Genomic DNA, 24,532 nt, shown 5'->3' on the forward strand with positions numbered 1-24,532 from the left:
CTTACGGTGACGGAGAGACAGAGGGCGAGGAACGAGCCCACTGTCTCGGAGGAGCCGTGACTGAACCACCCACGAAACCCAACCACCCACCCTCGGCACCCAGCCACCCACCCAAAAAGACCACAACCCCGTTCGGCGAAGCCGAACCAGGCGACCTTGCCCTCGATAGAAAAAACAGCGACCTTGCCCGAGATAGACAGAACCGGTTGGCCTACGCTCGCCCGAGTGCGTCTTGTGATCGCCCGTTGCCAGGTCGACTATGCCGGCCGGCTCACCGCCCACCTTCCGATGGCCAACCGTCTGCTGCTGGTCAAGTCCGACGGCTCGGTGTCCGTGCACTCCGACGACCGCGCGTACAAGCCGCTGAACTGGATGAGCCCGCCGTGCTGGCTCACCGAGGCGGACGGTCCCGTGTGGACGGTGCAGAACAAGGCCGGCGAGCAGCTCGTGATCACCATCGAAGAGGTGCTGCACGACTCCAGCCACGAGTTGGGCGCCGAGCCGGGGCTGGTCAAGGACGGCGTCGAGGCGCACCTGCAGGAGCTGCTGGCCGAGCACATCACCACTCTCGGTGACGGCTACTCGCTGGTCCGCCGGGAGTACCCGACCGCGATCGGGCCGGTGGACATCCTGTGCCGCGACCACGTCGGCGCGACCGTCGCCGTGGAGATCAAGCGGCGCGGCGAGATCGACGGGGTCGAGCAGCTCACCCGGTACGTCGAGCTGCTCAACCGGGATCCGCTGCTCGCGCCCGTGCAGGGCGTGTTCGCCGCGCAGCAGATCAAGCCGCAGGCGCGCACGCTGGCCGAGGACCGCGGGATCCGGTGCGTGACGCTGGACTACGACTCGCTGCGCGGGATCGAAACGACCGAGTTCCGCCTGTTCTGACGGCGTCTCGATGTCGAATGGGGAGTTCCGTGCACGCGCCGCGACGGCGGTCGCTAACGTGCACGGTGTGTCCCACCGTGCCAGCCGTGTCGCGATGCTCGCCGCTCTCGTCGGCGTGCTCGCCCTGCTCGCTGGCTGCGGCCAGAACGTCGACCTCGGCAAGTCGGTCAGCACCAGGACATCCGTACCGGCCGGTGGCCCGGACAACGGCCCGCCGCCGGCCCCGCCGGGCCCGAACGACCCGGTGTTCAGCCCCGACCGGCTGCGCACGCTCGACCCGTGCGGCCTGATCGACCAGGACCTGTTGAAGACCTGGGGTACCCCGGCCCGGAACTACCTGGGCGGCTACATCCAGTGCTCGAACTTCATGAAGGACCAGAACAACAAGAGCCTCAGCGTCACGATCTACACCGGGCAGAACTACACGGCCGAGATGAAGGACGCCACCAAGAACATCGAGGGCATCCCGGCCAGGGTCAACCAGTCGCCGGGCAGCACCGCGTGCTTCGTCGACCTGGTGGTCAGCGTCGACCCGCCGCGCTCGGTCCGGATCCAGACCGACTACTCCAACGGTGACCCGTGCTCGATCGGCCGTAAGGTCGCCCAGTCGGTGGTGAAGCGCCTGCGCGCGGGCACTCAGCCGTGGGACGCACCGGCGGGCAGCACCGTGCGGGTCGACCCGTGCACGCTGGTCGACGAGGCCTCGGCGAACCTGGCGCTCGGCGGTGTGCCGAAGCTGCGGCCCTACGAGTTGCACCAGTGCAACTGGCAGAGCCCGCAGGGCAGCAGCCGGGTGACGGTGATCCTGGACCTGGGCACGGACCCGAACAAGAGCACCACCTCCAGCGCCGGCGTGCCGGTCGACCTCGGCGGCGTGAAGGTGTTCCAGAAGCTGGAGCAGAGTTCGTACGCGAAGTGCGAGGTGACCTGGGCGCACCGCGCGGCGGCGAACGGCAAGGCGGAGTTGGTCAGCGTGTCGTTGTACCGCTCGCCGATGGTGGCCAACGAGGATGTGTGCGGGAAGACGCACAACCTGGCGAGGCTTGTCATGTCCAAACTGCCGAAGGCCTGACACTCGTCACAATTCCGCAGGTAGGGGTTGCGGCACGGGGCACACGTGGCGCAGTTCACCCGTCACGGGCGGCTATCCATGGCAGTATCGCCGCGGAAGTTACCGACGCGTAGCATTCGGACGTACTCCAGGCGTTCGCTCCGGATGTTGACGACGAGGAGGACCCAGTGGCGCGCGAGATCGGACGTGTGGGCGTTGTCGGCCTAGGCACGATGGGTGCTGGCATCACGGAAGTGTTGGCGCGCAACGGTCTGTCCGTGGTCGCGGTGGATGTCGACGACGAGGGCATCGCCAGGGGGCGCGGTCACCTCGAGCACTCCACGTCGCGCGCGGTGGCCAAGAGCAAGATGGACGAGCCGGCCCGGGAGAAGCTGCTGGGCAGCGTCTCGTACACCACGACACTGGCCGACCTGGCCGACTGTGACCTCGTGATCGAGGCGATCCCCGAGCAGCTCGAGCTCAAGGCGCGGGTGTTCAACGAGCTGGACGGGATCGTCGGGCCGGACACCATCCTCGCGTCGAACACCTCTTCGCTGTCGGTGACCGAGATCGGCGTGCACACCGGCCGGCCGGGCAAGATCGTCGGGATGCACTTCTTCAACCCGGCGCCGGTGCTCAAGCTGGTCGAGGTGGTGCGCACGGTCGTCACCGAGCAGGACGTGGTGGACGACGTGGTGGCGTTCGCGCAGCGGCTCGGCAAGGAGCCGGTGGTGATCGGCGACCGGGCGGGGTTCATCGCCAACGCGCTGCTGTTCGGGTACCTCAACCACGCCGTGGCGATGTACGAATCCCGTTACGCGACAAGGGAAGACCTCGACGCGGCGATGCGGTTCGGCTGCGGCTACCCGATGGGTCCGCTGGCGCTGTTGGATCTGATCGGCCTGGACACCGCGTACGAGATCCTGGAGACGATGTACGCGCAGTCGCGCAACCGGCTGCACGCGCCGTCGCCGATGCTCAAGCAGATGATCACCGCTGGCCTGCTCGGCCGGAAGAGCGGTCGGGGCTTCTACACCTACGACGCGTCCGAGTCGCCCACCGTGGTGCCCGACGGGCAGACGCCCTCCGCGTCGACCGAGGAAACATCGCAGGTGCGCGAGGTGCACCGAGTCGGTGTGGTCGGTACCGGCACGATGGCGACCGGCATCGTCGAGGTGTTCGCCAAGAGCGGCTACGACGTGGTGCTGCGTGCCCGTACGGCGGAAAAAGCCGAGGCGGCGACGGCGAAGGTCCGCAAGTCCCTGGACCGCCAGGTGGCCAAGGGCCGGCTGTCCGAAGAGGACCGGGACGGCGTGCTGACCCGGATCAAGCCGGCCGTGGACTTCGAGGAGCTGGCGGACTGCGACCTCGTCGTGGAGGCGGTCGCCGAGGAACTGGCGATCAAGCAGGCGGTGTTCGGTGCGCTGGACGAGGTGGTGAAGCCGGGGGCGATCCTGGCGACCACGACGTCCTCGCTGCCGGTGATCGAGTGCGCGGCGGCCACGCAGCGCCCCGGCGATGTCATTGGGATGCACTTCTTCAACCCCGCGCCGGTGATGAAGCTGGTCGAGGTGGTGCGCACGATCTCGACGGCGGACGATGTCGTGGCCACCGTGCACGCGGTGTGCCAGAAGGTGCGCAAGCACCCGGTGCACTGTGGTGACCGTGCTGGCTTCATCGTCAACGCGCTCCTGTTCCCGTACCTGAACGACGCGGTCAAGATGGTCGAGGCGCACTACGCGGACGCCGACGACATCGACACCGCGATGAAGGTCGGCTGTGGCCTGCCGATGGGCCCGTTCGAGCTGCTGGACGTGGTCGGGCTTGACGTGTCGCTGGCGATCGAGCGCACGCTGTTCGACGAGTTCCGGGAGGCCGGCTACGCTCCGGCCCCCTTGCTGGAACACCTGGTCACCGCTGGTCGCCTCGGCCGCAAGACCGGCAAGGGCTTCCGCGACTACAGCTGAGCGACTAGGCGACACCAGCGATGTGCATGGTGTTGCGGATCGCTTTGCGTGCCGGATCGATCCATGCTGGCGGGATGTAGTGCGGGATGCCGTTCCGTATGATGATTTCCCAGTCTTGTTGGTGAATTGTCGTGTGGTGGTGTCGGCACAACAAGGTCATGAGTTCTGCTGAGGTTATTCCGCCGTCGATCCAGTGGATGATGTGGTGTGCGTCGGTCCATTCTGGCGGCCGATCGCATCCAGGAAATGAGCAGCCTTTGTCGCGTGCGATGAGTGCGGCGCGAATGGTGGCTGTGACGGTTCGTTGTTCGCGTCCGACGTCGAGTGGTTGGCCTTCGCTGTTCAACACGATGGGGGTGATGCCCGCGTCGCAGGCGAACTGCCGAATCGTCTGTGGGGTGATGAGTGCACCGAAGTCACCATGGCCGAGGCCGATCTGGTCGCGGAGTTGTTCGTAAGAAATTGTGATCGCGAGGTGCGGCCGCCGACCGCCGTCCTGCGGAAGCGTGTCGGAGTTGAGCACCCGGTGCGCCAGCTCGATCAAGGCTTCGGCCCACCTGCGGGCGGCGGAGCGGTCGTCGTCTTTCCCGGCGGGTTTCGCGAGTGGTGAGAGTGCTGCTTTGAGGACTTCGGCGCATTCGGGTGAGAGCCGCCCGCGCAGCATGATCGTGCCGTCGACGTCTTCGATCATGGAGAACTCCATCCGCTTGCGGGCGGCTTGTTCTTCCAGGACAACCTGTTCGGGCTGCAGGTGCGCCCTCGTCCGGAGGGCGAGCTTGCTGAGCTTCACCGGGTCGAAGCGTTCGGCTTCGTCCACGAGGAGTTGTTCGACGTCGGTGTGATGTTCGTCGGGAAGTGTGTCGATGGTGGTGCGCACGACCTGCACGTGGTCACGGCTGATCACCCCAGCGGCGAGCGCCTGCGCTGTCACTGGGAGCTGCGCTTCGAGGGGTTGCCCGGTGAGCGTGGTCGACCCGAACAGGGCGTTCGCGTCAGCTACTCGCCTGCGTGCGTCTGCGGGTGTGATCCGCACGGTGTCGCGCAGGAACGACGCCGTTGAGTAGGCGCCCATTTCTTTCGCGATGCCTTGCTCATGGATTTCGTGGATGAGTTGAAGTCGCTCGTATTCGAGTTGTCGAATGTGGATTTCGCGAGCCCGTAGCTCGTCGATTAGTTGTTGTCCCCTCATACCTCGATTCTACCCAATTCGATCGACCACTATGGGGTGAATCAAAAGCAGAAAGAGTGTGGCGGCGCGGTACGGGCAAAAGGCAGGCGGAGCCTGCTCGTAGCGCCTGCGGTTAGGGCCCTCCCGCACAATTCCGCGCCGCCACACCCCAAGAGTCACCCCCACGACAGCCACCGTTGTCCCCCCGTTCGCCCGAACAGCTTTCGATAAGGCGAACACCCGCAACGAGGCGAGGAGCCCACCATGAGCGTCAACCGCCGAGACCTGCTGCGCGCCGCCGCCGCAACCGGAGCACTAGGCGCAGCATGGCCACTCAGCGCCCAACTCACCACCGCCCAGGCCCACGCCGCCGCCCGAAACCTCGGCGCCACCTGGGACCCCGCCCCCTTCACCCTCGGCGTGGCCTCCGGCGACCCCGGCCCCGACGGCATCCTCCTCTGGACCCGCCTAGCCCCCGAACCCCTGGCCAACGATCAGCCGTTGCCCACCACCGTGGACGTCGACTGGGTACTGGCCACCGACCCAGAGCTGAGCAACAAGATTGCCCAAGGCCAAACAGAAGCAGACGCCTCGACCGGCCACAGCGTGCACGTCCCCGTCGCCGGCCTCGAGCCGAACACCCGCTATTACTACCGCTTTTCCGCTCAAGGCAAAGAAAGCCGCCTAGGCCGCACCAAAACCGCCCCCACCGGCGCCATCCCGAGCGTCCGCTTCGCCTCGGCCAACTGCCAGGCGTGGCACGACGGCTTCTACGCCGCCCACCGCGGCATCGCCGCCGAAGACCTCGACTTCGTGGTCCACCTGGGCGACTACATGTACGAGCACGGCCAGGTCGGCGGCACCCCGATCCGCGACCACGAAGGCCCGGAGGTGCACACCCTCACCGACTACCGCCGCCGGCACGCGCTCTACAAGGGCGACCCCTCACTCCGAGCCGCCCACGCCGCGCACCCCTGGTTCCTCACCTGGGACGACCACGAGGTGGTCAACGACTACAGCGGCACCAGCAAACCGCTGCGCAAGCGACGCGCGGCCGCGTACCAGGCGTGGTGGGAGCACATGCCGGTGCGCGGCGACACCCCGGCCACGCCACAGATTCACCAGCGCCGCATGTGGGGCGACCTGCTCGAGCTGACCGTGCTCGACCTGCGCCAATACCGGTCAGCACAGAACCTGCCCGACGGCACAATCCTTGGCGCACAACAGAAATCGTGGCTGAAGTCCACTGTGGACACCGCACCCGACGCCTGGCGCTGCTGGGTGAACTCGATCATGCTCAGCCAGCTGGCCAAGCAGGGCGGCGGCTACTACTTCACCGACCAGTGGGACGGGTTTCTCGCCGAGCGCAAGGAAGTTCTCACCCACGTGCATGACGCCGGCCTGCGCGACCTGGTGGTGATCACCGGCGACTGGCACTCGGCGTTCGTGGACGATATCCGGCCGGACTTCGACAACGCCCACTCGCCGGTCATCGGCACCGAGTTCACCGCGCACTCGGTGGCCTCCGGCGCCTACTCGCCGGACTGGAACCAGACCAACGGGCCGATCATGGGTAAGGCGAACCCGCACCTGAAGTACTTCGAGGGCAACAGGTACGGCTACGACGTCTACGAGGTCACGCCGCAGCGGTGGAGCACGCACATGCGGGTGATCGGCGACCGGCGCGATCCGAACTCGCCGGTGAGCACGCTGACCACGTTCCATGTCGACCGGGGTGTCGCCGGATCGTACGAGGACCCGGCCACGATCGGATCGCCCGCGCAGTACCGGCGGGCCTGAAAATCGTTCGCCGGCAAGGGGAACCCGCCACTAGCGTCCCACTCGTGATCTACGAGCACCCACTCGCCTACCTACTCGGCGTCGAGGGGATCGCCCTGCTGCGCGCGTTCACCGGAGAGCACGACCGCGAGTTCGTCGAGGCGCGGCTGGCCGAGATCCGCGCGCTGCTGGCCGACGAGTCGCTCGCCGATTCCGCCGTCGAGGTGGATCGGGTCGACCCGGTCGAGGGCTACGGAATCTGGTCGTCCACCTACGACGACGGCCCGAACGCCGCGTTCGACATCGAGTCGCCCCTGGTGAAGGAGATCGTCGACGCGCTGCCCACCGGGGTTGCCGTGGACGCGGCGTGCGGCACCGGCCGGCACACCGCGCTGCTCGCCGAGCGCGGGCACACGGTGATCGGCGTGGACGGCTCCCCGGACATGCTGGACAAGGCGCGGGCGCGCGTGCCCGGCGGCGAATTCTTGCACGGCGACCTGCACAACCTTCCAGTGGCCGATGAGTCCGCCGACCTCGTGCTGTGCGCGCTCGCGCTGTCGCACCTGCCGTCGCTGACCGAGGCGTTCGCCGAGTTCGCCCGCGTGCTGCGGCCCGGCGGGCACCTGGTGATCTCCGACCTGCATCCCGAGTCGGTGCTGCGCGGGTCGATCCCGTCGGTGCGCCGGCAGGACGGCAGGCCGGGCCGGCTTCCGGTGCACCGTCACCTGGTCGGCGCGCACCTGCGCGAGGCGTTGCGGCACGGCATGTCCGTGCGGCGCTTCGAGGAGATCGGCGTGCCGTCCACCACTCCAGCCGAACCCGCACCCGAGCCGGCGAAGGACACCGGGCCGTGGGAGGTGTGGCCGTGGTCGTTGGCCGCGATGGTGCCCGAGGCCGCGGCGGCGGCCAACGCCGGCGTGCCGGCGATGATCGTCTGGCACTTCCAGCGCTAGCCGCAGCAGCCGCCTCCGCAGCATCCGCCGCCAGCCGGGGCGGCCGGCGCGCCGCCGCGGCCGCCGAGCGACACCATCGAGAGCAACTTGACCGTGTCGGTGTGGCCGTCCGGGCACGCGGCCGGCTCGGACGCGGCGCTCATCGGGCGCTTGACGTCGAACGTCGTGCCACAGTGGCGGCACCGGAACTCGTAGGTTGGCACGCCTGCCATTGTGTCAAAGCGTCTCAGCCCTGCCGATAGCCTGACGGCCGTGCCGCGCAAGAACCGACCACGGGGGCGCCGGTCCAGCGTGGACCCGCCACGTCCGCTCAGCGGTGGAATCTCCACGCAGCGCACCGAATCCGGGCCGGACGGCGACTGGATCGTGCGCTCGGTCTCCGGTTCGCAGACCACCAAGGCGTACCGGTGCCCCGGCTGCGACCACGAGATCAACCCCGGCACACCGCACGTGGTGACCTGGCCGGCCGAGGACTACGGCACGGTGGAGGACCGCCGGCACTGGCATCGCGGCTGCTGGGACGCCCGAGGCCGGCGCGGCCCGACGTCACGCCGTCGGTAATCGCATGAACCGGCAGGGCTGGCCGTCCCGGTACGGGCCCTGCTTGTACTCGACGAACCCCGCCCGCTCGGCCACGCGTACCGCCGGCGTGTTGTCGACGTCCGTGACGACCCTGACCTCGAGATCGGGCATCTCGCGCACCGCCCACTCGACCGCGGCGGCCGCCATCTCGGGTGCGTAGCCGTTGCCCCATGCGCTCGGCCGGATGCGGTAGGCCAGGTTCAGGTAGTGCTCACCGTCGAACTCGTTGTGCCGCAGGCCGCCGAAGCCGATGGTCTTGCCGGAGTCGGTGAGCGTGATCGCCCAGTAGCCGAAACCGTGCTCGGTCCAGTGGGTGAGCCACGACTCGAACTGGCGCTCCGCCTCGGCCGGGTTTTCCGGCCCGGTCGGGATATAGCGCGACGTCGCCGGGTCGGTGTGGATCTCGATCATCGCGTCTTGATCGGCCGGCGCCGGCCTGCGCAGAGTCAGGCGCTCGGTGTGGATCTCGTCCTTCATCCTCCCCATGGCGCGACGCTATCCCATCGCACTGACAATGGAGTCATGGTTAATACGTTGGTCCTGCTGCACGCGTTCCCGCTCGACTCGCGGATGTGGGAGCCGGTGCGTTCAGCGCTCGCCGAGCATGCGCAGGTGATCACCCCGGATCAGCGGGGGATGGGGCGCAGTCCGCTCGGCACGGACGCGCCGTCGCCGTCGCTGGACATCGTCGCGGCGGATGTGTTGTCCATGTTGGACGGTCTTGGGGTGGAGCGAGCCGTGTTCGGAGGCTGCTCGATGGGTGGCTACGTGGCGATGGAGATCCTGCGGGCGGCGCCGGAGCGGGTGGCCGGGTTGGTGCTGGCGGATACCCGGGCTGGGACGGATCCTGTCGCGGCTCGGGAGAATCGGCTCGCCGTCGCGGATCGGTTGGATGCTGAGGGGTTGGGGGAGTGGCTCGTTGAGACTTTCCTTCCTTTGGTGTTGGGGAGGACGAGTCGGGAGGGGCGGCCGGAGGTGGTGGAGGCGGCGCGGCGGATGTTGTTGGAGCAGCCGGCGGCGGGGGCGGCGTGGGCGCAGCGGGCTATGGCGGGGCGGCGGGACTCGACGGCGTTGTTGGGCGCGGCGGGGGTGCCGGTGTTGGTGGTTGGCGGGGAGGAGGACGTCGTCAGTACTCCTGACATGAATCGGGAGCTGGTCGCTGGTATTGCTGGGGCGGAGCTGCGGCTGATTCCGGAGTGTGGGCATTTGCCTTCTTTGGAGGCGCCGGGGGTGTTCGCTTCTTTGGTGATCGAGTGGTTTTCTCGGGTTCAACGCTCCTGACTTTATGGATCGGCGTTGTGGTTTTGGGGTGTGGCGGCGCGGTATTGTGCGGGAGGGCCCTAACCGCAGGCGCTACGGGCAGGCTCCGCCTGCCTTTTGCCCGTACCGCGCCGCCACACTCTTTCTGCTTTTGATTCACCCCATAGTGGTGGGCCTTTTTCGGTAGAATCGAGGTATGAGGGGACAACAACTAATCGACGAGCTCCGGGCTCGCGAAACCCACATTCGACAACTCGAATATGAACGACTTCAACTCGTCCACGAAATCCATGAGCAAGGCCTCGCGCAAGAAATGGGCGCCTACTCCACATCATCGTTCCTGCGGGACACCGTGCGGATCTCACCCGCCGACGCACGCAGGCGAGTAGCTGACGCCAACGCCCTGTTCGGGTCGACCACACTGACCGGGCAGCCCATCGAAGCACAGCTACCCGTCGCGGCGACAGCTCTCGCCGCTGGGGTGATCAGCCGTGACCACGTGCAGGTCGTGCGCACCACACTCGACAAACTTCCCGACGAACATCACGCCGACGTCGAACAACTCCTCGTGGACGAAGCCGAACGCTTCGACCCGGTCAAGCTCAGCAAGCTCGCCCTCCGCACCCGCGCCCACCTGCAACCTGAACACGTTGTCCTGGAAGAACAAGCCGCCCGCAAGCGGATGGAATTCTCCATGATCGAAGACGTCGACGGCACGATCATGCTGCGCGGGCGGCTCTCACCCGAATGCGCCGAAGTCCTCAAAGCCGCACTCTCACCACTCGCGAAACCCGCCGGGAAAGACGACGACCGCTCCGCCGCCCGCAGGTGGGCCGAAGCGCTCATCGAGTTGGCGCACCGCATCCTCAACTCCGACACGCTTCCGCAGGACGGCGGGCGACGGCCGCACCTCGCCATCACGATTTCCTACGAACAACTCCGCGACCAGATCGGGCTCGGCCATGGTGACTTCGGTGCGATGATCACACCGCAAACCATTCGGCAGTTCGCGTGTGATGCCGGGATCACGCCCATCGTGTTGAACAGTGAAGGTCAACCACTCGATGTCGGGCGCGAACAACGAACCGTCACAGCCACCATTCGCGCCGCGTTGATCGCCCGCGATAAGGGTTGCTCATTTCCTGGGTGTGATCGGCCACCGGAGTGGACCGACGCACACCACATCATCCACTGGATCGAAGGCGGAATAACCTCAGCAGAACTCATGACCTTGCTCTGCCGACACCACCACACCACCATTCACCAACAAGACTGGGAAATCATCATGCAAGGCGGGATCCCGCACTACATCCCGCCCGCGTGGGTTGATCCGCAGCGGAAAGCTGTTCGCAACTCGATGCACGTTGCGGGAATCGCTTAGCGACGGCGGCGACGCCGCTTGCGCTCAGCGGGCTCCGGCTCCAGTGGGATGTGCGGTGTGGGCACCTGGTCCGCCTCGGCATCCGACGTGATCCCGAGAAGCTCCGCCGCTCGTTGCTGCGCCGCCTCCACCAGGTTCGCGGGCTCCTCGCCCGGCCGGCGCAGTACGTACGGCCGCAGTCGGCTGTAGCCGCGCACGGACGCGGGGCGCCTCGACCGCACGGTGTACTGGTCGGCGCCTTCGAGTACCTCGGCGAGGTCGCGGTCGATCAGAACGGTTCCTGGGCGCGCGATCGAGGTGAGTCGGCTGGCGATGTTCACCACCGACCCGTACACGTCGCCGTAGCGGCTGAGCACTCGCCCGTACGCCAGGCCGGACCGCAGCGACGGCAGCAGCTCGTCCTCCTCGGCCCGCTCGACCAGGGACAAGGCGATCTCGGCGCCGTCGGTCGGATTATCAGCCACGAAGAGGACCTCGTCGCCGAGCATCTTCACGATCACGCCGTGGTTCTCCGCCACCGTTTGGGCGCTGATCGCGTCGAACCGGTCCACGACGGTGGTCAGCTCCGCCTCGTCGGACCGCCGGGTGAACGACGTGAAGCCGACCATGTCCGCGAACCCGACCACGAGTGCGCGGGTGTCCGGGTCGTTGTCCTCGGCGGCGATCACCCGGCCGGCGTGCGCGAGGAGGTGGCGCCGCCAGGCGAAGTTCTGCAGGTGCTGCAGATCCGGCAGGATTCGCTCCACGAAGCGGGCCAGGCGGCGCTCGTCGGACGCCAGTTCCGGGTTCGCCTGCAGCACGTCCCACAGCATGTGCACCTGCCACTCGGCGAGGCGGGACGCGTGCTGGCCGAGCATTCGCGCGGTCGCTGTGGCGGTGGGTGGATCCATGATGCCGGCCTGCACCAGTTCGTTGGTCACCCGCAGGGACTCGATGTCCGCGTCGGTGAACACCACGTCCTTGTCGCCGGCCTTGGCGAACCCGAGTGCCTGCCACAGCTCGGTAGCCCGCTCCATCGGCACGCCGGCCTTCTCGGCGACCTCGTGGCGGGCGTACTTCCGGGCACCGCCGAGTATCAGCTCCTCCACGCTTGCCGGCAGCTCGCCGACAGGTTCCGCCGGATGGTGCGGAGGTTCGGCGTCCATGATCAGGTCGTGTGCACGATCAGCACGTCGACGCGCGACTTGCGAGCGGCCTCCGACGGCACCGAGCCCAGGATCCTGCCGGCGAGGGTGTTCAGGCCGCGGTTTCCGACGACCAGAAGGTCTGCGGAGCGGGTCTTGACGATCTTGGTCAGCGTCTCGACCGGCTCGCCGACCACGGCCTCGGCCTCGATCTTGGTCGCGCCGGCCTTTCGCGCCCGCTCGGTCGCGGTGCGCACCGTCTCCTCCGCCGGGGAGGACCCGACGACCTGGTACGCGACGTCGTCCCCGAGCGTGTCGTAGGCCTCCTCCACCCGATCCTGCTTGGCCGGGTAGTAGGCGCAAGCGATCACCAGGGTGGCTCCGGCATCACCGGCGATCGCCGCCGCGCGGTCCACCGCGCGGTACGACGAGTCCGATCCGTCCGTGCCGACGACCACGGTCTGGTAGGCGGTCATGTCTGTCCTCCCGCGCGGCGAGTGATCCGTCCGTGGCAACCTATCGGTCTACGCCGCCCGCCGCAGCAATGCCGGCCGAACGTGCTCAGCCTCGGACAGTCGACTCCGCTTGTTCGCGCTGATCTTTCTTCTGCTCGCCCTCCGCGGGCTCCTTGCCGGACGGCGTCGGGACCGGTCGCATCGTCTTGGTCGTCGCGTCGCCGTTGGCGCCCGTCCTGCCCGTCGGCGGCCGGGGCGACCGGGCGGTGGCGGCGTTCGGGTCGTCGGCCACGTCCTCGCTGTCCAGCGGCTCCAGCGCCGGCGCGGAGTTCTCCAACTGCAGGTGTGCGTCGGCGATCAGGCTGCGCGCCGTGTTGAGCTGGTTGGCCACCCGCGACCGCAGCTGACGCAGCGCGTTGACCCGCTGCGTGGCGTGCGTGATCCGGCGGTTGGCCTCCTCGGTCGCCTCGCGGACCCTGCGGTGCGCCTCGTCGGTCGCCTCCTGCAGCCGCGCGGTGGACTCGGTGATCGCGTCGTGCCGGCGACGGTTGGCCTCCTCGGTCGCCTCCCGCACCCTGCGCTCCGCCTCGGCCTTGCTGATCGCCTCCTGCTCGGCCAGCGCGCGCATCGACTCCGTGCGCCGCGCCGACATGGCGATCTCGAAGTCCTCCTCGACGGTCGCCCGCCGCTGCTCCGACTCGCCGTCCAGCCGGTCGCGCTCGGCCTGCGCGGCCTTGTCGTCGCGCTCGATCTTGGCCTGCGCGGAGTCCAGGCGCTGCCGGTGCTCGGCCTCCATCTCGGTGCGGCGCTCGTCCAGCTCGTTGATCAGCTTTTCGTAGCGCAGACGCATCGCGTTGGCGTCCGACTCGGCCTTGGCCCGGATGTGACCGGCCTCGGCCTCGGCGCGCGCCTTCGTCTCGGTCGCCTCGTCCTGGGCCAGCCGCAGCATCCGCTGCAGGCGCTCGGACAGGCCCTCCAGCGTGGTCGGTGGCAGCGACAGCCGCTCGACCTGCCCGTTCAGATCGTCGATCTCCGAACGGGCCAGCTCCAGTTGCCTGGCCAGGTCTGCCGTCTGGGACGCGGCGGCGTCCCGGTCGGCGGCGAGCAGGCGCAGCTCACCGTCCAGCCGTTCGAGGTGCTCCTCCACCTGAGCACGGCTGTAGCCGCGCTTGGTGATGTCGAAGCCCGCTCCCAGCGGTACGAGATCGCGTTCGTCGCCAAGACCCATGTGCACCACGCTACCGGTTGTGATTGCCTGAACCGTTACTTGTCGAGCAACAACCGCGAGCGTACCGGTGAGTCACTGACCCCTGAAACGATTGATCTGGGTCAGATGCTCGTCCCGCAACTCCTGGTTGGTCACGCCGAGACCTTCCTCTGGCGCCAGGCAGAGTACGCCGACCTTCCCCTGGTGTGCGTTGCGGTGCACGTCCAGCGCGGCCTGGCCGGTGTCCTCGAGCCGGTAGGCCTTCGACAGCGTGGGGTGGATCATGCCCTTGGCGATCAGCCGGTTGGCCTCCCACGACTCGCGGTAGTTCGCGAAGTGCGAGCCGACGATTCGCTTGAGGTTCATCCACAGGTACCGGTTGTCGTACTGGTGCATGAATCCGCTGGTCGACGCGCAGGTGACGATCGTGCCGCCCTTGCGTGCCGCGTACACCGACGCGCCGAAGGTCTCCTTGCCAGGGTGCTCGAACACGATGTCCGGGTCCTCGCCGCCGGTCAGCTCGCGGATCTTCTTGCCGAACCGCTGCCACTCCTTGGGATCCTGGGTGTTCTCGTCCTTCCAGAACTTGTAGCCCTCGGCGCTGCGGTCGATGATCAACTCGGCGCCCATGCTGCGGCAGATGTCGGCCTTCTCCTGGTTGGACACCACGCAGACGGGGATCGCGCCGCCGTTGAGGGCGTACTGCGTGGCGTAGCCGCCGAGGCCGCCGGACGCGCCCCAGATCAGCACGACGTCGCCCTGCTTCATGCCGGAGCCGTTGCGCGAGACGAGCTGGCGGTACGCGGTGGAATTCACCAGCCCGGGTGAGGCCGCCTCCTCCCAGGTGAGGTGCGCCGGCTTGGGCATGAGCTGGTTCGCCTTCACCAGCGCCACCTCGGCCAGCCCGCCGAAGTTGGTCTCGAAGCCCCAGATTCGCTGCTCGGAGTCGAGCATCGTGTCGTTGTGCCCGTCCGGGCCCTCCAGCGGCACGTCCAGGCAGTGCGCGACCACCACGTCGCCCGGCTTCCACTGGTGCACGCCCGGGCCGGTGCGCAGCACGACGCCGGCCGCGTCCGAGCCGACCACGTGGTACGGCAGGTCGTGCCGCTTGGCCAGCGGTGACACCCGGCCGTAGCGCTCGAGGAACTTGAACGTGGGGATCGGCTCGAAGATCGAGGTCCACACGGTGTTGTAGTTGATCGCGCTCGCCATGACGGCGATCAGCGCCTCGCCCGGCCCCGGCTCGGGCGTGGGCACCTCGTCGACGTGCAGCGACTTGCGCGGGTCCTTGTCACGGCTGTCGAGGCCGTCGAACATGGCGACCTCGTCGGCGTGCACGGTCACCCCGCGGTAGCTCTCCGGCACGGGCAGTTCGCCGACGGCGTCCGGCTTGTCGGCCTGGATAGCGGCGAGGATCTCTTGCACGGCATTGCCTCCCGGGTGTCTGACGGCTGTGGCTTCACTGGCTGTGAGTTCACAGAGCCGAGGCTTCGAGGTGAGGCGCAGGTTACCGATGAGTAAGGTCAGCCGCGCCCGCGATGTGAGGGATGGCACGCGACAGCCTGCGAGGTTACCCCAACCGTGGCGGCTCCGGCGTTGCCGAAGTGTTGCACAGACGTGGTTGACCGGCCGGCCAACCAAGGCGGATCATCGCAGGTGGGGATCTCCTGAAACTCCTCACTTGGAGGTGATCCCATGGCCGATACGTCGGTACGTCCGTGGACCCGCCCGCATGACTGGGCCGAAGTGGTACTCGGACTCGTCGCACTGCTCTCGCCGTTGTGGATGGACACGACGGACGGGGCGATGTGGACGATGATCATTCTGGGCGCCCTCGTCACCCTGGACGGGCTGGCCTCCCTCGCCATGCCAGGCATGGTCTACGGCGAGATGGTGCAGATCGTCATGGGTGTGCTGATGTTCATCTCGCCGTGGGTCATCGGCTACACGGAGATGAACGGCATCGCCTGGACGTCCTGGATCGTCGGTGCGCTGATCGTCATCGCGGGTGGCGCCGCGCTGCCGATCGCACAGGAGGCACACCGCAGCGGTATGGCGGGACAGCACTGACCATCCTCTCCGGGAGCCAGGGCACGTCTCCCAGTTCCATGGTCGCGGGCTTCGCGCCGAGACGGCCCCTGACTGCGTTGTCGAAAAGCCCAAGTACGGCCCAGTAGGGTTTCCGATATTTAGTGACCTTATCGTAACCGTCTCCGTCGGGGGTCGGCCCTACACCCCTGGACAAGAAAGTTCGTGCTCGCTCTACCGGGCCTGGAGCGAGCTGCCGAACGTAAGCGTAGAGCGGGGATGCGCCCGGGAAGACTCACGGGCGCGTTCTCCTTCTTGCACGGCCGGACACGTGCGTGCCCGTGTCCGGCCGGATCGATCAGGCTGTCAGGGTGACCCGTTGGGCGTTCATTCCTTGCGAACGGCTGTGATCCATTCGCTGTCCGTGAGTACGAATTGGTTCCGTGTCAGGACTTCATCCAATCCCCACAGGTGTGCACCACCCCACATCGACACAACGTCTCTGTCGGTGTCAAGGATCGCTAGGGCGGCACATAGTTCTCGGTAGGTGTAGATGACGAGTTGGTCTATTGGGTCCTCGCTGGGATTCTTCTGTCTATTCCGGTCGAACAGCGCAAGATAGCTGTTCATCATCGCGTTGCGGGCGAGCCTGAACGGCATTGATCCTGGTTTGAGTCTGGACAACTGTGTGATCTGCTTTTTAGGTTGCGTGACTTGCGGAGCGAGCATCATTCGTCGGGGGCCATAGAGCCTCACGAGGTTCATAGCCCCGGCGTCGATCAGTTGCCAGTCGGGGCCAACCTCGTCAAGCACGCTTTCCGGCTGGCATTGCCAGCCTAGGTCAAGGATATGCAAGGGGAGGTAGCGATCCGAGATTGAGTCGCCGAACGCCCGTACGGCGTCGCGTTCCTCGTCAGTTCGTGCGTTTTCCTCTACACCTTTCCAGTCGGTTCGCTCATATTGGATCAGCGCGCCATCAGCTTCGGCCTTGTCGACCCGTTCACGAATGTTCTCGTAGTAGCCACGTTCGGCCATGTGTGCGAGACCAACGAGCGTCACCGTCCGGCCGTCCGGATGCGAATATCTGTTGATCGCTGTCTGGCCCTGATCTTCGAAGAGTCGTTCACCTCGACGCGGGTCCGACTTCTGTTGCCGCTTCAACGATTCCCTTTCACTCGTGATACCTGCTGTTTTGAATCAACCGCCGTATACGAAGAACACGGTCATGTCCCGGTGTGGCGGCGTGTCGTAGTCCATCGAAACCCCGACAACGGTGTTGACTTCCCGGTTGTCGGAAAACCACTCGCCGGCCGCTTGAAAGACCTCTTCCCAGGAATCGCCGCCAAACGTGACGCTTTCCACGGCCGTGACCCGCCATTCGCCCTCATACCGCGCGAGCCCGTCGAGGACGTTGCGTTGTTGGGAGCGTGACATGTACTCAAAGCGGTTTTCCGCGTTTGTCGCGGGGTCGGCGGGATAATCGGTGTGCCAATCGACCGTGTGGAACTCGGGAAGAACGGCGGCAATCCGGCTCACCAATTCGGCGGGATCGGTCGTATCCACCTCGGCGGCTTCCAGTCGGCGGACCCGCACACTGCGGAGGTTGCCGGTGATCCTGATCTCGATACGGATGACCGGGGACTCTGCCGTTTCATCGCGCCCAGTCATTTCAGAGACCGCCAGTCGGTAGGCACAACAGGATCGCTGTCAGGATTGCCGAATCAACACACAAGATAATCGCCACCTCGATGACCTTGAGATGGCGCAGAGCAGTGACCGGAAACCTCATCTCGACGTGGCTTAGCTCGGCGGGAGATTCGCCCGCACGCGCTACCCATCGATACGCCAATCTGGACAGCGCCTGCGGAATGCCGATGTTGTGCAGGCCGAGCCACACCGTCAGGCCAACACAAAACACAATGATGGTTTCGATCATCGGTCTAACCCTCAACGCTTGTTCGACGCGGTAGCGCGGAGTCGCAAACATCAGCAGGAACGACACCAAAGAAGCGGCACAAGCACACGAGCCGCGCACTCGTCAGCGCCCGTGAACCATACTCGTAGCGGGCAAGCGCCGTTTCCGAAAAGGGGTTGCCGAGTTGTGCGACCACCTCTTTACGAGTCAGACCTGCGCGTTTACGAACGCGCTGCAACTCAGCGCCTATCGCAACCGCTGCATTACGCTCCAGCGCACCAAAAGCTTCCTTGGTAAAGGTCGACAATTCGCAAGCCGCCTCATTCGGTGTCGCCGAGATCATCGGCTGGGTGCCGGTGCAGCCCCGGGCGCACTGGTCATCGGTGACCGCCTCCACGTACAGGTCGTGACGCTCGTTCTCATCGGGCGTGTAAATGTCGGTGTAAATCGAGTCGCCGCGCGATGCGATCAATGCGTGTTCCTCGCGCAGGTGCTGGAGGTCGTCCTCGTCGCCGATCGACACCCACATGCGGTTCTGAAAGGCGAAGGACTCGGCATGCAGCACATGAGCACGGGTTTTCTCGTCCAGCCACGAGGCAACCGCCCACGGATCACACAGCACCGCATCCGGTTCACGCGCCAACCGGACAACCCGTTCACCCGTCGGAACGCTGCCGTCATACGGACGCGTGTCGTGATAGCCGTGCCAGTGCACCCGAGGCGGAAACTGCCACTCGTCAGACGGCAAGAAATCGCTGAACCTGTTCACGACGTCTGCCCATCGGGCCTATCGGACAACGCATCGAAGAACCGCATGGGCGCTTTCATCGGCCCTTCGGTCGTCTCCGTCACCGCGATCGCCTCCGCCACCGTGCGAAGTAACCGGGCTTGCGATGCCGCACTCGCGGAATCTCGACAGTGGGCGACTGAACATTGCGGGCAAACTGACGCAGCCGTCCCCAGCACACCGGACAAGCAGGGCCGCGCGGATCAGCCATCGATCCCGGCGTAACCGTGTTCCCGCACACGGCCAGATACCGGCCATCACCCGCGCACATATCCTCATCCGTCACCGCGTGGTCGAAGCCGTCGCCAATGTCGGTATGCCATGTCGTCCACAACCACGCCACCGTCAGAACGCCCGTCACCCCGGGCTCACCTCCCTTCGCTGGACCACGGTTGAGGCCGAACGAACGACCAGTCCGACCCCAACCGCGAGATTCAGCGACACAGCGCGTGCTCTAAATCGATCGCTGTGTCAGACTGAAATCATCCTGACCGGAGCGGCGATCAGCCGTGAAGGACGGGAGCGCGCCATGTGCACGACAAGAGGACGACACGCGGGATCGGCGGAGGGCCGGATGCCGAACTATTCGAGGGGCGGCAACGCCGTGCCCCGCACGAGGCTTGAACAACTGATACGTGAACGACAGCAGACGTTCGAAGAGTTCGTTGCTTATGCGGAGAACTACGCGCGAGAACACGGCGAGACCGGCACGCTCAGCCATCGGCACCTTCAACGGCTTGTATCGGGCCGGCACCCGAAGGGCAACCAGATTCCCAACGTTCGGCCAGCAACCGCCCGCCTACTGGAACGAATTCTCGGCACGAGCATTCGTGAACTACTCGGTCCGCCCACGGCGAGTGTCGAAACGCCCCGCATGTTGACTGTGGCAGTCGCGATTGTGCTCCAGGGCTCAGAAGTTCTTCTTGTACGGCGGCGCGGGACAGCCAACAGCGGCGGCCTGACGTGGCAGTTCCCCGCCGGCATCGTGAAACCTGGACACGTAAAGGAAACGACAGCAGTTGACGAAACTTTCAAAGAGACGGGGGTTCATTGTGTCGTGGTATGCGAGCTGGGCGCACGACTCCATCCGAAAACCAACGTCTTCTGTCACTATTTCCTCTGCGACTACATCGGCGGCACAGCAACAAATGTCGATCCCGACGAGAACGATGCCGTCACTTGGATCGCTGGCCGCAAACTGGAGCGACTTATTCCACAAGAAGACGTCTACCCGCCAATTCATGATGCAATAGGCAAAGCTGTGCGACTTACTACGACCGACTAGCCGACCACCCTTCGGTCGCAGACTCAATTCGCGGCGCACTCATGACGCCGCGCTGTAGTCCTCGGCGTGGAGGCGCACCTGCACCCGCCTACTTCCGCCCCTCGCCCTGGTCTGCCAGGTACGCGCCTAGCGGGGTGGTCTTCACGCATCATGAACCGCCTCACGACTCCTCCATCCACGTCGGTAGAATCCGTGGCGTCATCAAACGAAAGGATCAAATGCCATGGCTGACTTGTCAAACCTCGGCGTAGAGCGGACTCTTGTATTGCTCAAGCCGGACGCCGTTTCTCGCGGCTTGGTGGGCCGTATCGTCGCTCGTTTCGAGGATTCCGCGTTGAAAATCGTCGGCGTGAAGATGAAGCAGATGGACGCCGAGTTTACGCGCAAGCATTACTTCGACCTCGAAGAGCGTGCCGGTTCCGAAATCTACAACTGCACGGCCGACTTCATGCAGAGCGGACCGGTTATTGCCGTTGCGTTTGAGGGTGTCGACGCAGTGGCCAAGGTTCGAAAGCTGATCGGTCCGACCTTCCCCAACGAGGCCGCTCCCGGCACCATTCGTGGCGACTTCGCACATCAGACGAAGGCATCCTCAGAAGTCAGCGGCAAAGCTGTAATGAACCTTGTGCACGCCTCCGGTAACTCCGAGGAAGCCAAGTACGAAGTCGAACTTTGGTTCGGGTCTGATGAGCAGTTCGATTACGAAACCCTCGCCGAGAAGCTCGCATACTGATGACCGACGACCTTGAAGACCGTCGCGTGTCGCTCGATGAGCTTCACGCGGCGTTTGATCGCGAGATCACCAGCGACAAACGGGCAGCGGCCGAAACCGCTTACGCTCTGGCTTTCCGTTACCGCAACGAAGATGTCGGTGGCCAGCGACATTTTGATATCGCGAAGATGTGGGCAGCTCGCGCAATCGGGCTTTTGGATAGCTTGCCGTCGTCAACGCTGGCCGAAGTCGCGAGCACGCGTATAGCTGTTGGTGGAGTTCCGATCCCAGAGCTTCTACATTCCGACGTGGTTCGCGACCGGCTCGGCGACGTGTTGCATTGAGTCCAATGGACGAGAACGAGCCCGTCGCGTTCACTTGAGGGTCAACGCGACGGCTCGTTCTGTATCCGTAAGTTGCATACGGCCGCCGCTTTGACGAATCCCTGGCCGAGTGACTCAGGCGTCGAGCTTCTTCTGTAGGTGGTCTTGAACTGGGCCGAAGAACCCGTACGGCACGTACTCGTTCAGTTCGCCCTTGCTTACCCATGAGAATTCGGCGAGCTCTTCATCGTCGACTACGCGAGCGTCGCCAGATACGGCCTCGCACGCGACATATACCATCGTGCGACCGGTATTAGGGTGCACCCTCTCGCCGAGTACCTCGGATGCCTTGACGACGAGACCTGTTTCCTCTTGCGTTTCTCTGACCGCGGCTTCGACCGAGGTCTCACCTTCCTCAATCGCACCCGCAGGGAATTGCCAGGAAAGGCTACCTTCTTTGACGCGGCGACGCACAAGAAGGACTTTGCCGCCCTGTACGACTACGGCGGCGGAGATCGGCGGTGTGGCGTGCTCACTCATTGTTGGCAACCTCCAATGCCTCAAGAATCGGCGAATAGATATGTTCAGCGGGTATAAAGCGTGCCAGTTGCGACCTTGCCGCCCAAGTGACACTCACGTTCTCTACGGGGTCCATGTTCTGCGCGTCTCCAGTGAGGTAGTCGCAGAGAAGATAGTCACAGTACACGTGGGTTATTGGGTGGAGTCTGCGCCCGAGGTGACGAACGACCGAGCAGTGAACGCCGGTCTCGGCGAGCGTCTCGCGGACGGCGACCAGGTCCGGTGAGCCGCCCGGCTTGACGACGCCGGCCGGGAACTGCCATGCGATCCCTGCTCCGTCCTCGCCGCGCCGCTGGACGATCAACACCTCGGAGTCTCGGACGACGACGGCGATCGCAACCGTGAGTGCTTGAGCGGTGTCAGCGTCACCGGTCGGCGGCGTGGCCTCGCGTTGAGGCGTCGTCGTGTCGAGCAGGGCCGCGAAGCGGGCTCTGGCGTCGTCGGGTGCCTGCTGTAGCAGGGTGTCGAGTGCCTGCTGCATGGTCGGGCGGAGCACGATGTCCGGCTCCTTGTGCCACTTCGACACGGTGCGCACATGCGCGCCGAGCTTCCGGGCGAACGCCTCGTTCGAGTACCGGAGCGCCTCCCGTAGCGCGCACGCGGCGCGGCCAGTCCACGTCTGCACCAAGTCCATGATCAACCGCCCCCAGAAACGCCGAAGGCAGTGTTAGTGCACCGGTAGGGCAGTGCTGGTGTGTTTGCAGTGCATGGGTAGTTCCTCGCTTTCGCCGTTGACTCATTGGCATGGAAAGCAGCCACGGGAACCCCTCAGCGACCAGGCCGTTTGCGGTCCGCGCGAAGTTGTTCGGCGAGGACGGTCACCTTTTCGTTGATCTCGCCGAGCCGCTCATTCGCGACGTCGACCTGGCTGAGCTTTTCCGTGATTTCGCGCAAATGGTGCTCTATCGCGGCGAGGCGACCGGGGACATCATCTTCGGTGCGCGGTGCAGGTTCACCGATACGCGGCGGCCGGCGGCCGGCGAGCACGGCCGCGAGATGTCCGGGGTTCCATTCGAGCGCGATCGACAGCGCTTCGAGCGTCCTCGTGCTGCGCCTGCGCTGAACGGTGTTCTGCCGCAACTCGCGCACGATCGCCTTCGAAACGCGCGACCGCTCGACCAGTTCGTGCGGGGCAAGGCCGAGTTCGGCCATTCGCTGGTTGATCGCCCTCGCGACCGCCGCCCAGTGCTCCGACACCAAATTCCTCCGCGCGCTCCGCCGTGTCGCCGAGAGTAGCGCGAGCGCGACAGCAGCGCGTTCCTACACGCGCATTGCGGCTCCGCCCTGTCTTTGTGGGACGAAATCATCCCGCTGTGTCGAATGAAATAGACCTTACTTCCTTAATCAAAGGACTTCATCATGAGTACAACTGTGTCTAGTGCCGGTTCTCCGGCGTTCTGTTCGATTCGAGAAGCCGCGTGGGCGCTCGGCGTCGCCGAGTCCGAGGTGTGCCGGTTGATCCGCGCCGGTGTGCTGCCCACGGTTCGGCGTCGGTCCCGCCTTGTGGTTCCGGTGTCGGCCCTTGCGCGGTTGCTTCCCGCTCCCGTCGAGGGGGTGGCGCTGTGAACGAGTACGAGGAGGAGTTCAGCGAGGTCGTTGCCGATCTCGATCAGGTTGAGGATGTGCCGACGGATGACCTGTTCGCGGTGTTGTCGCGGGACGGGGCGTGCATGTGGGTGCGCACGACCGGCGAGGAGCCGCAGTGGACCGGCGACGACCGGGTTGATCGGGCGTTGGCCGCGCCGATCTGCGGCGGGTGTCCGGTGCGGCGTGAATGTCTGGAGTTCGAGTTCCGCACGTCCGGCTACGCCCTGTCCGGTGTGTGGGGTCCGCTCTCGGAAGAGGAGCGCCGCGCGGCGTTCGTGGTGTGGCTGGATCGCCGTGACGGACTCGGCGACGAGGCCAGCGCGGGTGGTGATCAGCCGTGAACGGGTCGGACTTCACTCCGACGCAGATGTTGGCCGGGTTGGCCGTGCTGTTGATCGTGTTGTGGCTGTGGCGAGCTTCGACGCGGCGGGCGCGTGCTGCTGCAGACGCGGCACGGGCCGGGGGGCGGCTGTTCTCCCTGACTGGGCGTGTGGTCGTGGGTGCGGTGTTGATCGCGGGTGTTCAGTGGCTCGCGTTGTCGCACCCGGGCTCGGGCGGCGCGGTGAAGGTGGCCGCGCTGGTGGTGCCGGCTCTGTTGTGCTCGTGGGTGCTGGTGAAGGCGTTGACGATCACCACTATCGACAGCCGGCCCAATCGTCGTGCTGGTCGCCGGGGTGGTGGTCGCCGATGACCACGCGCACCCAACGGTTGGTGACCGACGCGGCGCAGGCCGCCGAGATTCGGGCGTATCAGACGCATCCCGATGTGGTGGCGTTGCGGATCGAACGAGTGCGGTCTCAGGTGGACCGGATGTGCTGGACGGGCATCGTGCTCGGGCTGGCGTTCACGATGACTAACGTTCAGCAGTTCGCGTCAGCCGGAACCGCGCCGTGGTCGCTGGCGTGGCTGGCGGCGTGGGTGCTTGATCCCACGGTGTCGCTGGTGCTGCTGGCGATTCTGCGGGCGGAGCAGGTGACCGCGCGGTATCGCGTTCGCACCGGGCCGTGGGTGCGGCGGGCGAAGTGGTTCACGCTCGCCGCCACGTATGTCATGAACACCTGGGAGTCCTACGCGTCGGGTGAGCCGGCGGCGATCGTGTTGCACTCGGTGCCTCCGCTGGTCGTGTTCGTCGCGGCGGAGGCGATCACTGAGGTTCGGGATCGGTTGTCCGAGGCAGTGGTCGCCGCGCACGCGGAAGCACAACAGCACGGCCCTGCCGTGTCTGCGGTGTCCACTGTGGACAGAGCCGTACACGAGGGTGCGGCATCGCAGCCACGGCCGAAGCCACGGCGGCGGAAGCTGTTCGCGGCCTACCTCGTGGACGCGCGGGCGGCGTGGACACCGGATGTGGTGGTCACGGCCGCGTGGGTTAGGCGGGTAACCGGGTGCTCGCGTGGCTTGTCGCCACGGTTGGCCCGCGCGCTCAGCGCCGAGCTGGACGGCGGTGAGCGGCCATGAACGGTGATGAACGGCGACCGTTCATGAACGGTGACGGCGGCGA

The 24,532-nt window shown here is 65.8% G+C and carries 29 protein-coding genes; 15 read left to right on the forward strand and 14 right to left on the reverse strand.

Annotated features, from left to right (window positions below):
• Positions 1-225: 225 nt before the first annotated feature.
• The 3 genes from nucS (at position 226) to EV193_RS27905 (ending at position 3,906) form a co-directional block, all read left to right on the forward strand.
• Positions 226-888, forward strand: coding sequence for an endonuclease NucS (nucS, locus tag EV193_RS27895; RefSeq protein ID WP_130347912.1), 663 nt, complete (start codon positions 226-228; stop codon positions 886-888).
• A gap of 67 nt (positions 889-955) precedes the next feature.
• Positions 956-1,960, forward strand: a complete 1,005-nt coding sequence (locus tag EV193_RS27900) for a DUF3558 family protein (protein ID WP_165401530.1) — start codon at positions 956-958, stop codon at positions 1,958-1,960.
• A 167-nt stretch (positions 1,961-2,127) separates the two neighbouring features.
• The gene (locus EV193_RS27905; RefSeq protein WP_130347914.1) at positions 2,128-3,906 is read left to right on the forward strand and encodes a 3-hydroxyacyl-CoA dehydrogenase family protein; all 1,779 of its coding nucleotides are present in this window, start codon (positions 2,128-2,130) and stop codon (positions 3,904-3,906) included.
• A 4-nt stretch (positions 3,907-3,910) separates the two neighbouring features.
• Here the strand turns inward: EV193_RS27905 and EV193_RS27910 are convergent, their stop codons facing one another.
• The gene (locus tag EV193_RS27910) at positions 3,911-5,095 is read right to left on the reverse strand and encodes an HNH endonuclease signature motif containing protein (RefSeq protein ID WP_130347915.1); all 1,185 of its coding nucleotides are present in this window, start codon (positions 5,093-5,095) and stop codon (positions 3,911-3,913) included.
• 243 nt (positions 5,096-5,338) lie between these two features.
• On the opposite strand from EV193_RS27910, the gene EV193_RS27915 reads away from it, so the two are divergent.
• Together EV193_RS27915 and EV193_RS27920 are read left to right on the forward strand one after the other, a co-directional pair.
• Positions 5,339-6,874, forward strand: coding sequence for an alkaline phosphatase D family protein (locus tag EV193_RS27915; RefSeq protein ID WP_130347916.1), 1,536 nt, complete (start codon positions 5,339-5,341; stop codon positions 6,872-6,874).
• 44 nt (positions 6,875-6,918) lie between these two features.
• Positions 6,919-7,806, forward strand: coding sequence for a class I SAM-dependent methyltransferase (locus EV193_RS27920; RefSeq protein ID WP_130347917.1), 888 nt, complete (start codon positions 6,919-6,921; stop codon positions 7,804-7,806).
• Here EV193_RS27920 and EV193_RS27925 read toward each other — a convergent pair.
• The gene (locus EV193_RS27925; protein ID WP_130347918.1) at positions 7,803-8,009 is read right to left on the reverse strand and encodes an FmdB family zinc ribbon protein; all 207 of its coding nucleotides are present in this window, start codon (positions 8,007-8,009) and stop codon (positions 7,803-7,805) included. The genes EV193_RS27920 and EV193_RS27925 overlap by 4 nt on opposite strands.
• Positions 8,010-8,058: 49 nt before the next feature.
• Here EV193_RS27925 and EV193_RS27930 point away from each other — a divergent pair, with 49 nt between their 5' ends.
• Positions 8,059-8,367: a hypothetical protein gene (locus EV193_RS27930; protein ID WP_207222837.1), complete on the forward strand. Its 309-nt coding sequence runs from the start codon at positions 8,059-8,061 to the stop codon at positions 8,365-8,367.
• Here EV193_RS27930 and EV193_RS27935 read toward each other — a convergent pair.
• A complete protein-coding gene (locus EV193_RS27935) occupies positions 8,353-8,874 on the reverse strand; it encodes a GNAT family N-acetyltransferase (protein ID WP_130347919.1) in 522 nt (173 codons plus the stop codon). The genes EV193_RS27930 and EV193_RS27935 overlap by 15 nt on opposite strands.
• Positions 8,875-8,922: 48 nt before the next feature.
• Between EV193_RS27935 and EV193_RS27940 the strand changes: the two genes are divergently transcribed.
• Both EV193_RS27940 and EV193_RS27945 read left to right on the forward strand, forming a co-directional pair.
• A complete protein-coding gene (locus tag EV193_RS27940) occupies positions 8,923-9,669 on the forward strand; it encodes an alpha/beta fold hydrolase (protein WP_341273209.1) in 747 nt (248 codons plus the stop codon).
• Positions 9,670-9,844: 175 nt separating this feature from the next.
• Positions 9,845-11,029 carry an HNH endonuclease signature motif containing protein gene (locus EV193_RS27945; protein WP_130347921.1) on the forward strand — a complete coding sequence of 395 codons (1,185 nt, stop codon included), beginning with the start codon at positions 9,845-9,847 and terminating at the stop codon, positions 11,027-11,029.
• Here the strand turns inward: EV193_RS27945 and EV193_RS27950 are convergent.
• From EV193_RS27950 to ccrA, 4 genes are all read right to left on the reverse strand, one after another.
• A complete protein-coding gene (locus tag EV193_RS27950) occupies positions 11,026-12,174 on the reverse strand; it encodes an adenylate/guanylate cyclase domain-containing protein (RefSeq protein WP_130347922.1) in 1,149 nt (382 codons plus the stop codon). The genes EV193_RS27945 and EV193_RS27950 overlap by 4 nt on opposite strands.
• 2 nt (positions 12,175-12,176) lie before the next feature.
• Positions 12,177-12,629 carry a universal stress protein gene (locus EV193_RS27955; protein ID WP_130347923.1) on the reverse strand — a complete coding sequence of 151 codons (453 nt, stop codon included), beginning with the start codon at positions 12,627-12,629 and terminating at the stop codon, positions 12,177-12,179.
• Between the two features lie 85 nt (positions 12,630-12,714).
• On the reverse strand, positions 12,715-13,836 hold the full coding sequence (locus EV193_RS27960; RefSeq protein ID WP_242613719.1) for a coiled-coil domain-containing protein: 1,122 nt from the start codon (positions 13,834-13,836) through the stop codon (positions 12,715-12,717).
• A gap of 72 nt (positions 13,837-13,908) precedes the next feature.
• Positions 13,909-15,240 carry a crotonyl-CoA carboxylase/reductase gene (ccrA, locus tag EV193_RS27965; protein WP_130347924.1) on the reverse strand — a complete coding sequence of 444 codons (1,332 nt, stop codon included), beginning with the start codon at positions 15,238-15,240 and terminating at the stop codon, positions 13,909-13,911.
• Positions 15,241-15,510: 270 nt separating this feature from the next.
• Here ccrA and EV193_RS27970 point away from each other — a divergent pair, with 270 nt between their 5' ends.
• Positions 15,511-15,885 (forward strand): SPW repeat protein, encoded by a 375-nt coding sequence (locus tag EV193_RS27970; protein WP_130347925.1) that lies wholly within the window; start codon positions 15,511-15,513, stop codon positions 15,883-15,885.
• 345 nt (positions 15,886-16,230) lie between these two features.
• Here the strand turns inward: EV193_RS27970 and EV193_RS27975 are convergent, their stop codons facing one another.
• The 4 genes from EV193_RS27975 to EV193_RS27990 all read right to left on the reverse strand — a co-directional run bounded on the left by EV193_RS27975 (position 16,231) and on the right by EV193_RS27990 (position 18,527).
• Entirely contained in the window at positions 16,231-16,878 is a 648-nt protein-coding gene (locus EV193_RS27975; RefSeq protein ID WP_130347926.1) for a hypothetical protein, read from the reverse strand.
• Between the two features lie 162 nt (positions 16,879-17,040).
• Positions 17,041-17,511, reverse strand: coding sequence for a hypothetical protein (locus tag EV193_RS27980; protein WP_130347927.1), 471 nt, complete (start codon positions 17,509-17,511; stop codon positions 17,041-17,043).
• Position 17,512: 1 nt separating this feature from the next.
• On the reverse strand, positions 17,513-17,779 hold the full coding sequence (locus tag EV193_RS27985; protein WP_130347928.1) for a hypothetical protein: 267 nt from the start codon (positions 17,777-17,779) through the stop codon (positions 17,513-17,515).
• Between the two features lie 4 nt (positions 17,780-17,783).
• A complete protein-coding gene (locus tag EV193_RS27990; RefSeq protein WP_130347929.1) occupies positions 17,784-18,527 on the reverse strand; it encodes a helix-turn-helix domain-containing protein in 744 nt (247 codons plus the stop codon).
• A 592-nt stretch (positions 18,528-19,119) separates the two neighbouring features.
• On the opposite strand from EV193_RS27990, the gene EV193_RS27995 reads away from it, so the two are divergent.
• From EV193_RS27995 to EV193_RS28005, 3 genes are all read left to right on the forward strand, one after another.
• A complete protein-coding gene (locus tag EV193_RS27995) occupies positions 19,120-19,830 on the forward strand; it encodes an NUDIX hydrolase (protein ID WP_130347930.1) in 711 nt (236 codons plus the stop codon).
• 223 nt (positions 19,831-20,053) lie between these two features.
• The gene (locus EV193_RS28000) at positions 20,054-20,563 is read left to right on the forward strand and encodes a nucleoside-diphosphate kinase (protein ID WP_130347931.1); all 510 of its coding nucleotides are present in this window, start codon (positions 20,054-20,056) and stop codon (positions 20,561-20,563) included.
• Entirely contained in the window at positions 20,563-20,886 is a 324-nt protein-coding gene (locus tag EV193_RS28005) for a hypothetical protein (protein WP_130347932.1), read from the forward strand. The genes EV193_RS28000 and EV193_RS28005 overlap by 1 nt, the downstream gene beginning before the upstream one ends.
• Before the next feature lie 114 nt (positions 20,887-21,000).
• Here EV193_RS28005 and EV193_RS28010 read toward each other — a convergent pair whose 3' ends face one another.
• The 3 genes from EV193_RS28010 to EV193_RS28020 form a co-directional block, all read right to left on the reverse strand.
• Positions 21,001-21,405, reverse strand: coding sequence for an NUDIX hydrolase (locus tag EV193_RS28010; RefSeq protein ID WP_130347933.1), 405 nt, complete (start codon positions 21,403-21,405; stop codon positions 21,001-21,003).
• Positions 21,398-22,078 carry an NUDIX hydrolase gene (locus tag EV193_RS28015; protein ID WP_130347934.1) on the reverse strand — a complete coding sequence of 227 codons (681 nt, stop codon included), beginning with the start codon at positions 22,076-22,078 and terminating at the stop codon, positions 21,398-21,400. The genes EV193_RS28010 and EV193_RS28015 overlap by 8 nt, the downstream gene beginning before the upstream one ends.
• A gap of 134 nt (positions 22,079-22,212) precedes the next feature.
• Positions 22,213-22,641 carry a transcriptional regulator gene (locus tag EV193_RS28020; protein ID WP_130347935.1) on the reverse strand — a complete coding sequence of 143 codons (429 nt, stop codon included), beginning with the start codon at positions 22,639-22,641 and terminating at the stop codon, positions 22,213-22,215.
• A gap of 365 nt (positions 22,642-23,006) precedes the next feature.
• On the opposite strand from EV193_RS28020, the gene EV193_RS28030 reads away from it, so the two are divergent.
• Genes EV193_RS28030 through EV193_RS28040 form a run of 3 tightly spaced genes read left to right on the forward strand, consistent with a single transcriptional unit; the run spans position 23,007 to position 24,489 of the window.
• On the forward strand, positions 23,007-23,372 hold the full coding sequence (locus EV193_RS28030; protein ID WP_242613720.1) for a WhiB family transcriptional regulator: 366 nt from the start codon (positions 23,007-23,009) through the stop codon (positions 23,370-23,372).
• Between the two features lie 44 nt (positions 23,373-23,416).
• A complete protein-coding gene (locus EV193_RS28035; protein WP_242613730.1) occupies positions 23,417-23,722 on the forward strand; it encodes a hypothetical protein in 306 nt (101 codons plus the stop codon).
• Entirely contained in the window at positions 23,719-24,489 is a 771-nt protein-coding gene (locus EV193_RS28040; RefSeq protein WP_130347938.1) for a hypothetical protein, read from the forward strand. Before EV193_RS28035 ends, EV193_RS28040 begins: the two co-directional genes overlap by 4 nt.
• Positions 24,490-24,532: the final 43 nt, after the last annotated feature.

Source organism: Herbihabitans rhizosphaerae (assembly GCF_004216555.1).
In the GTDB taxonomy this organism is placed as follows: Bacteria; Actinomycetota; Actinomycetes; order Mycobacteriales; family Pseudonocardiaceae; genus Herbihabitans; species Herbihabitans rhizosphaerae.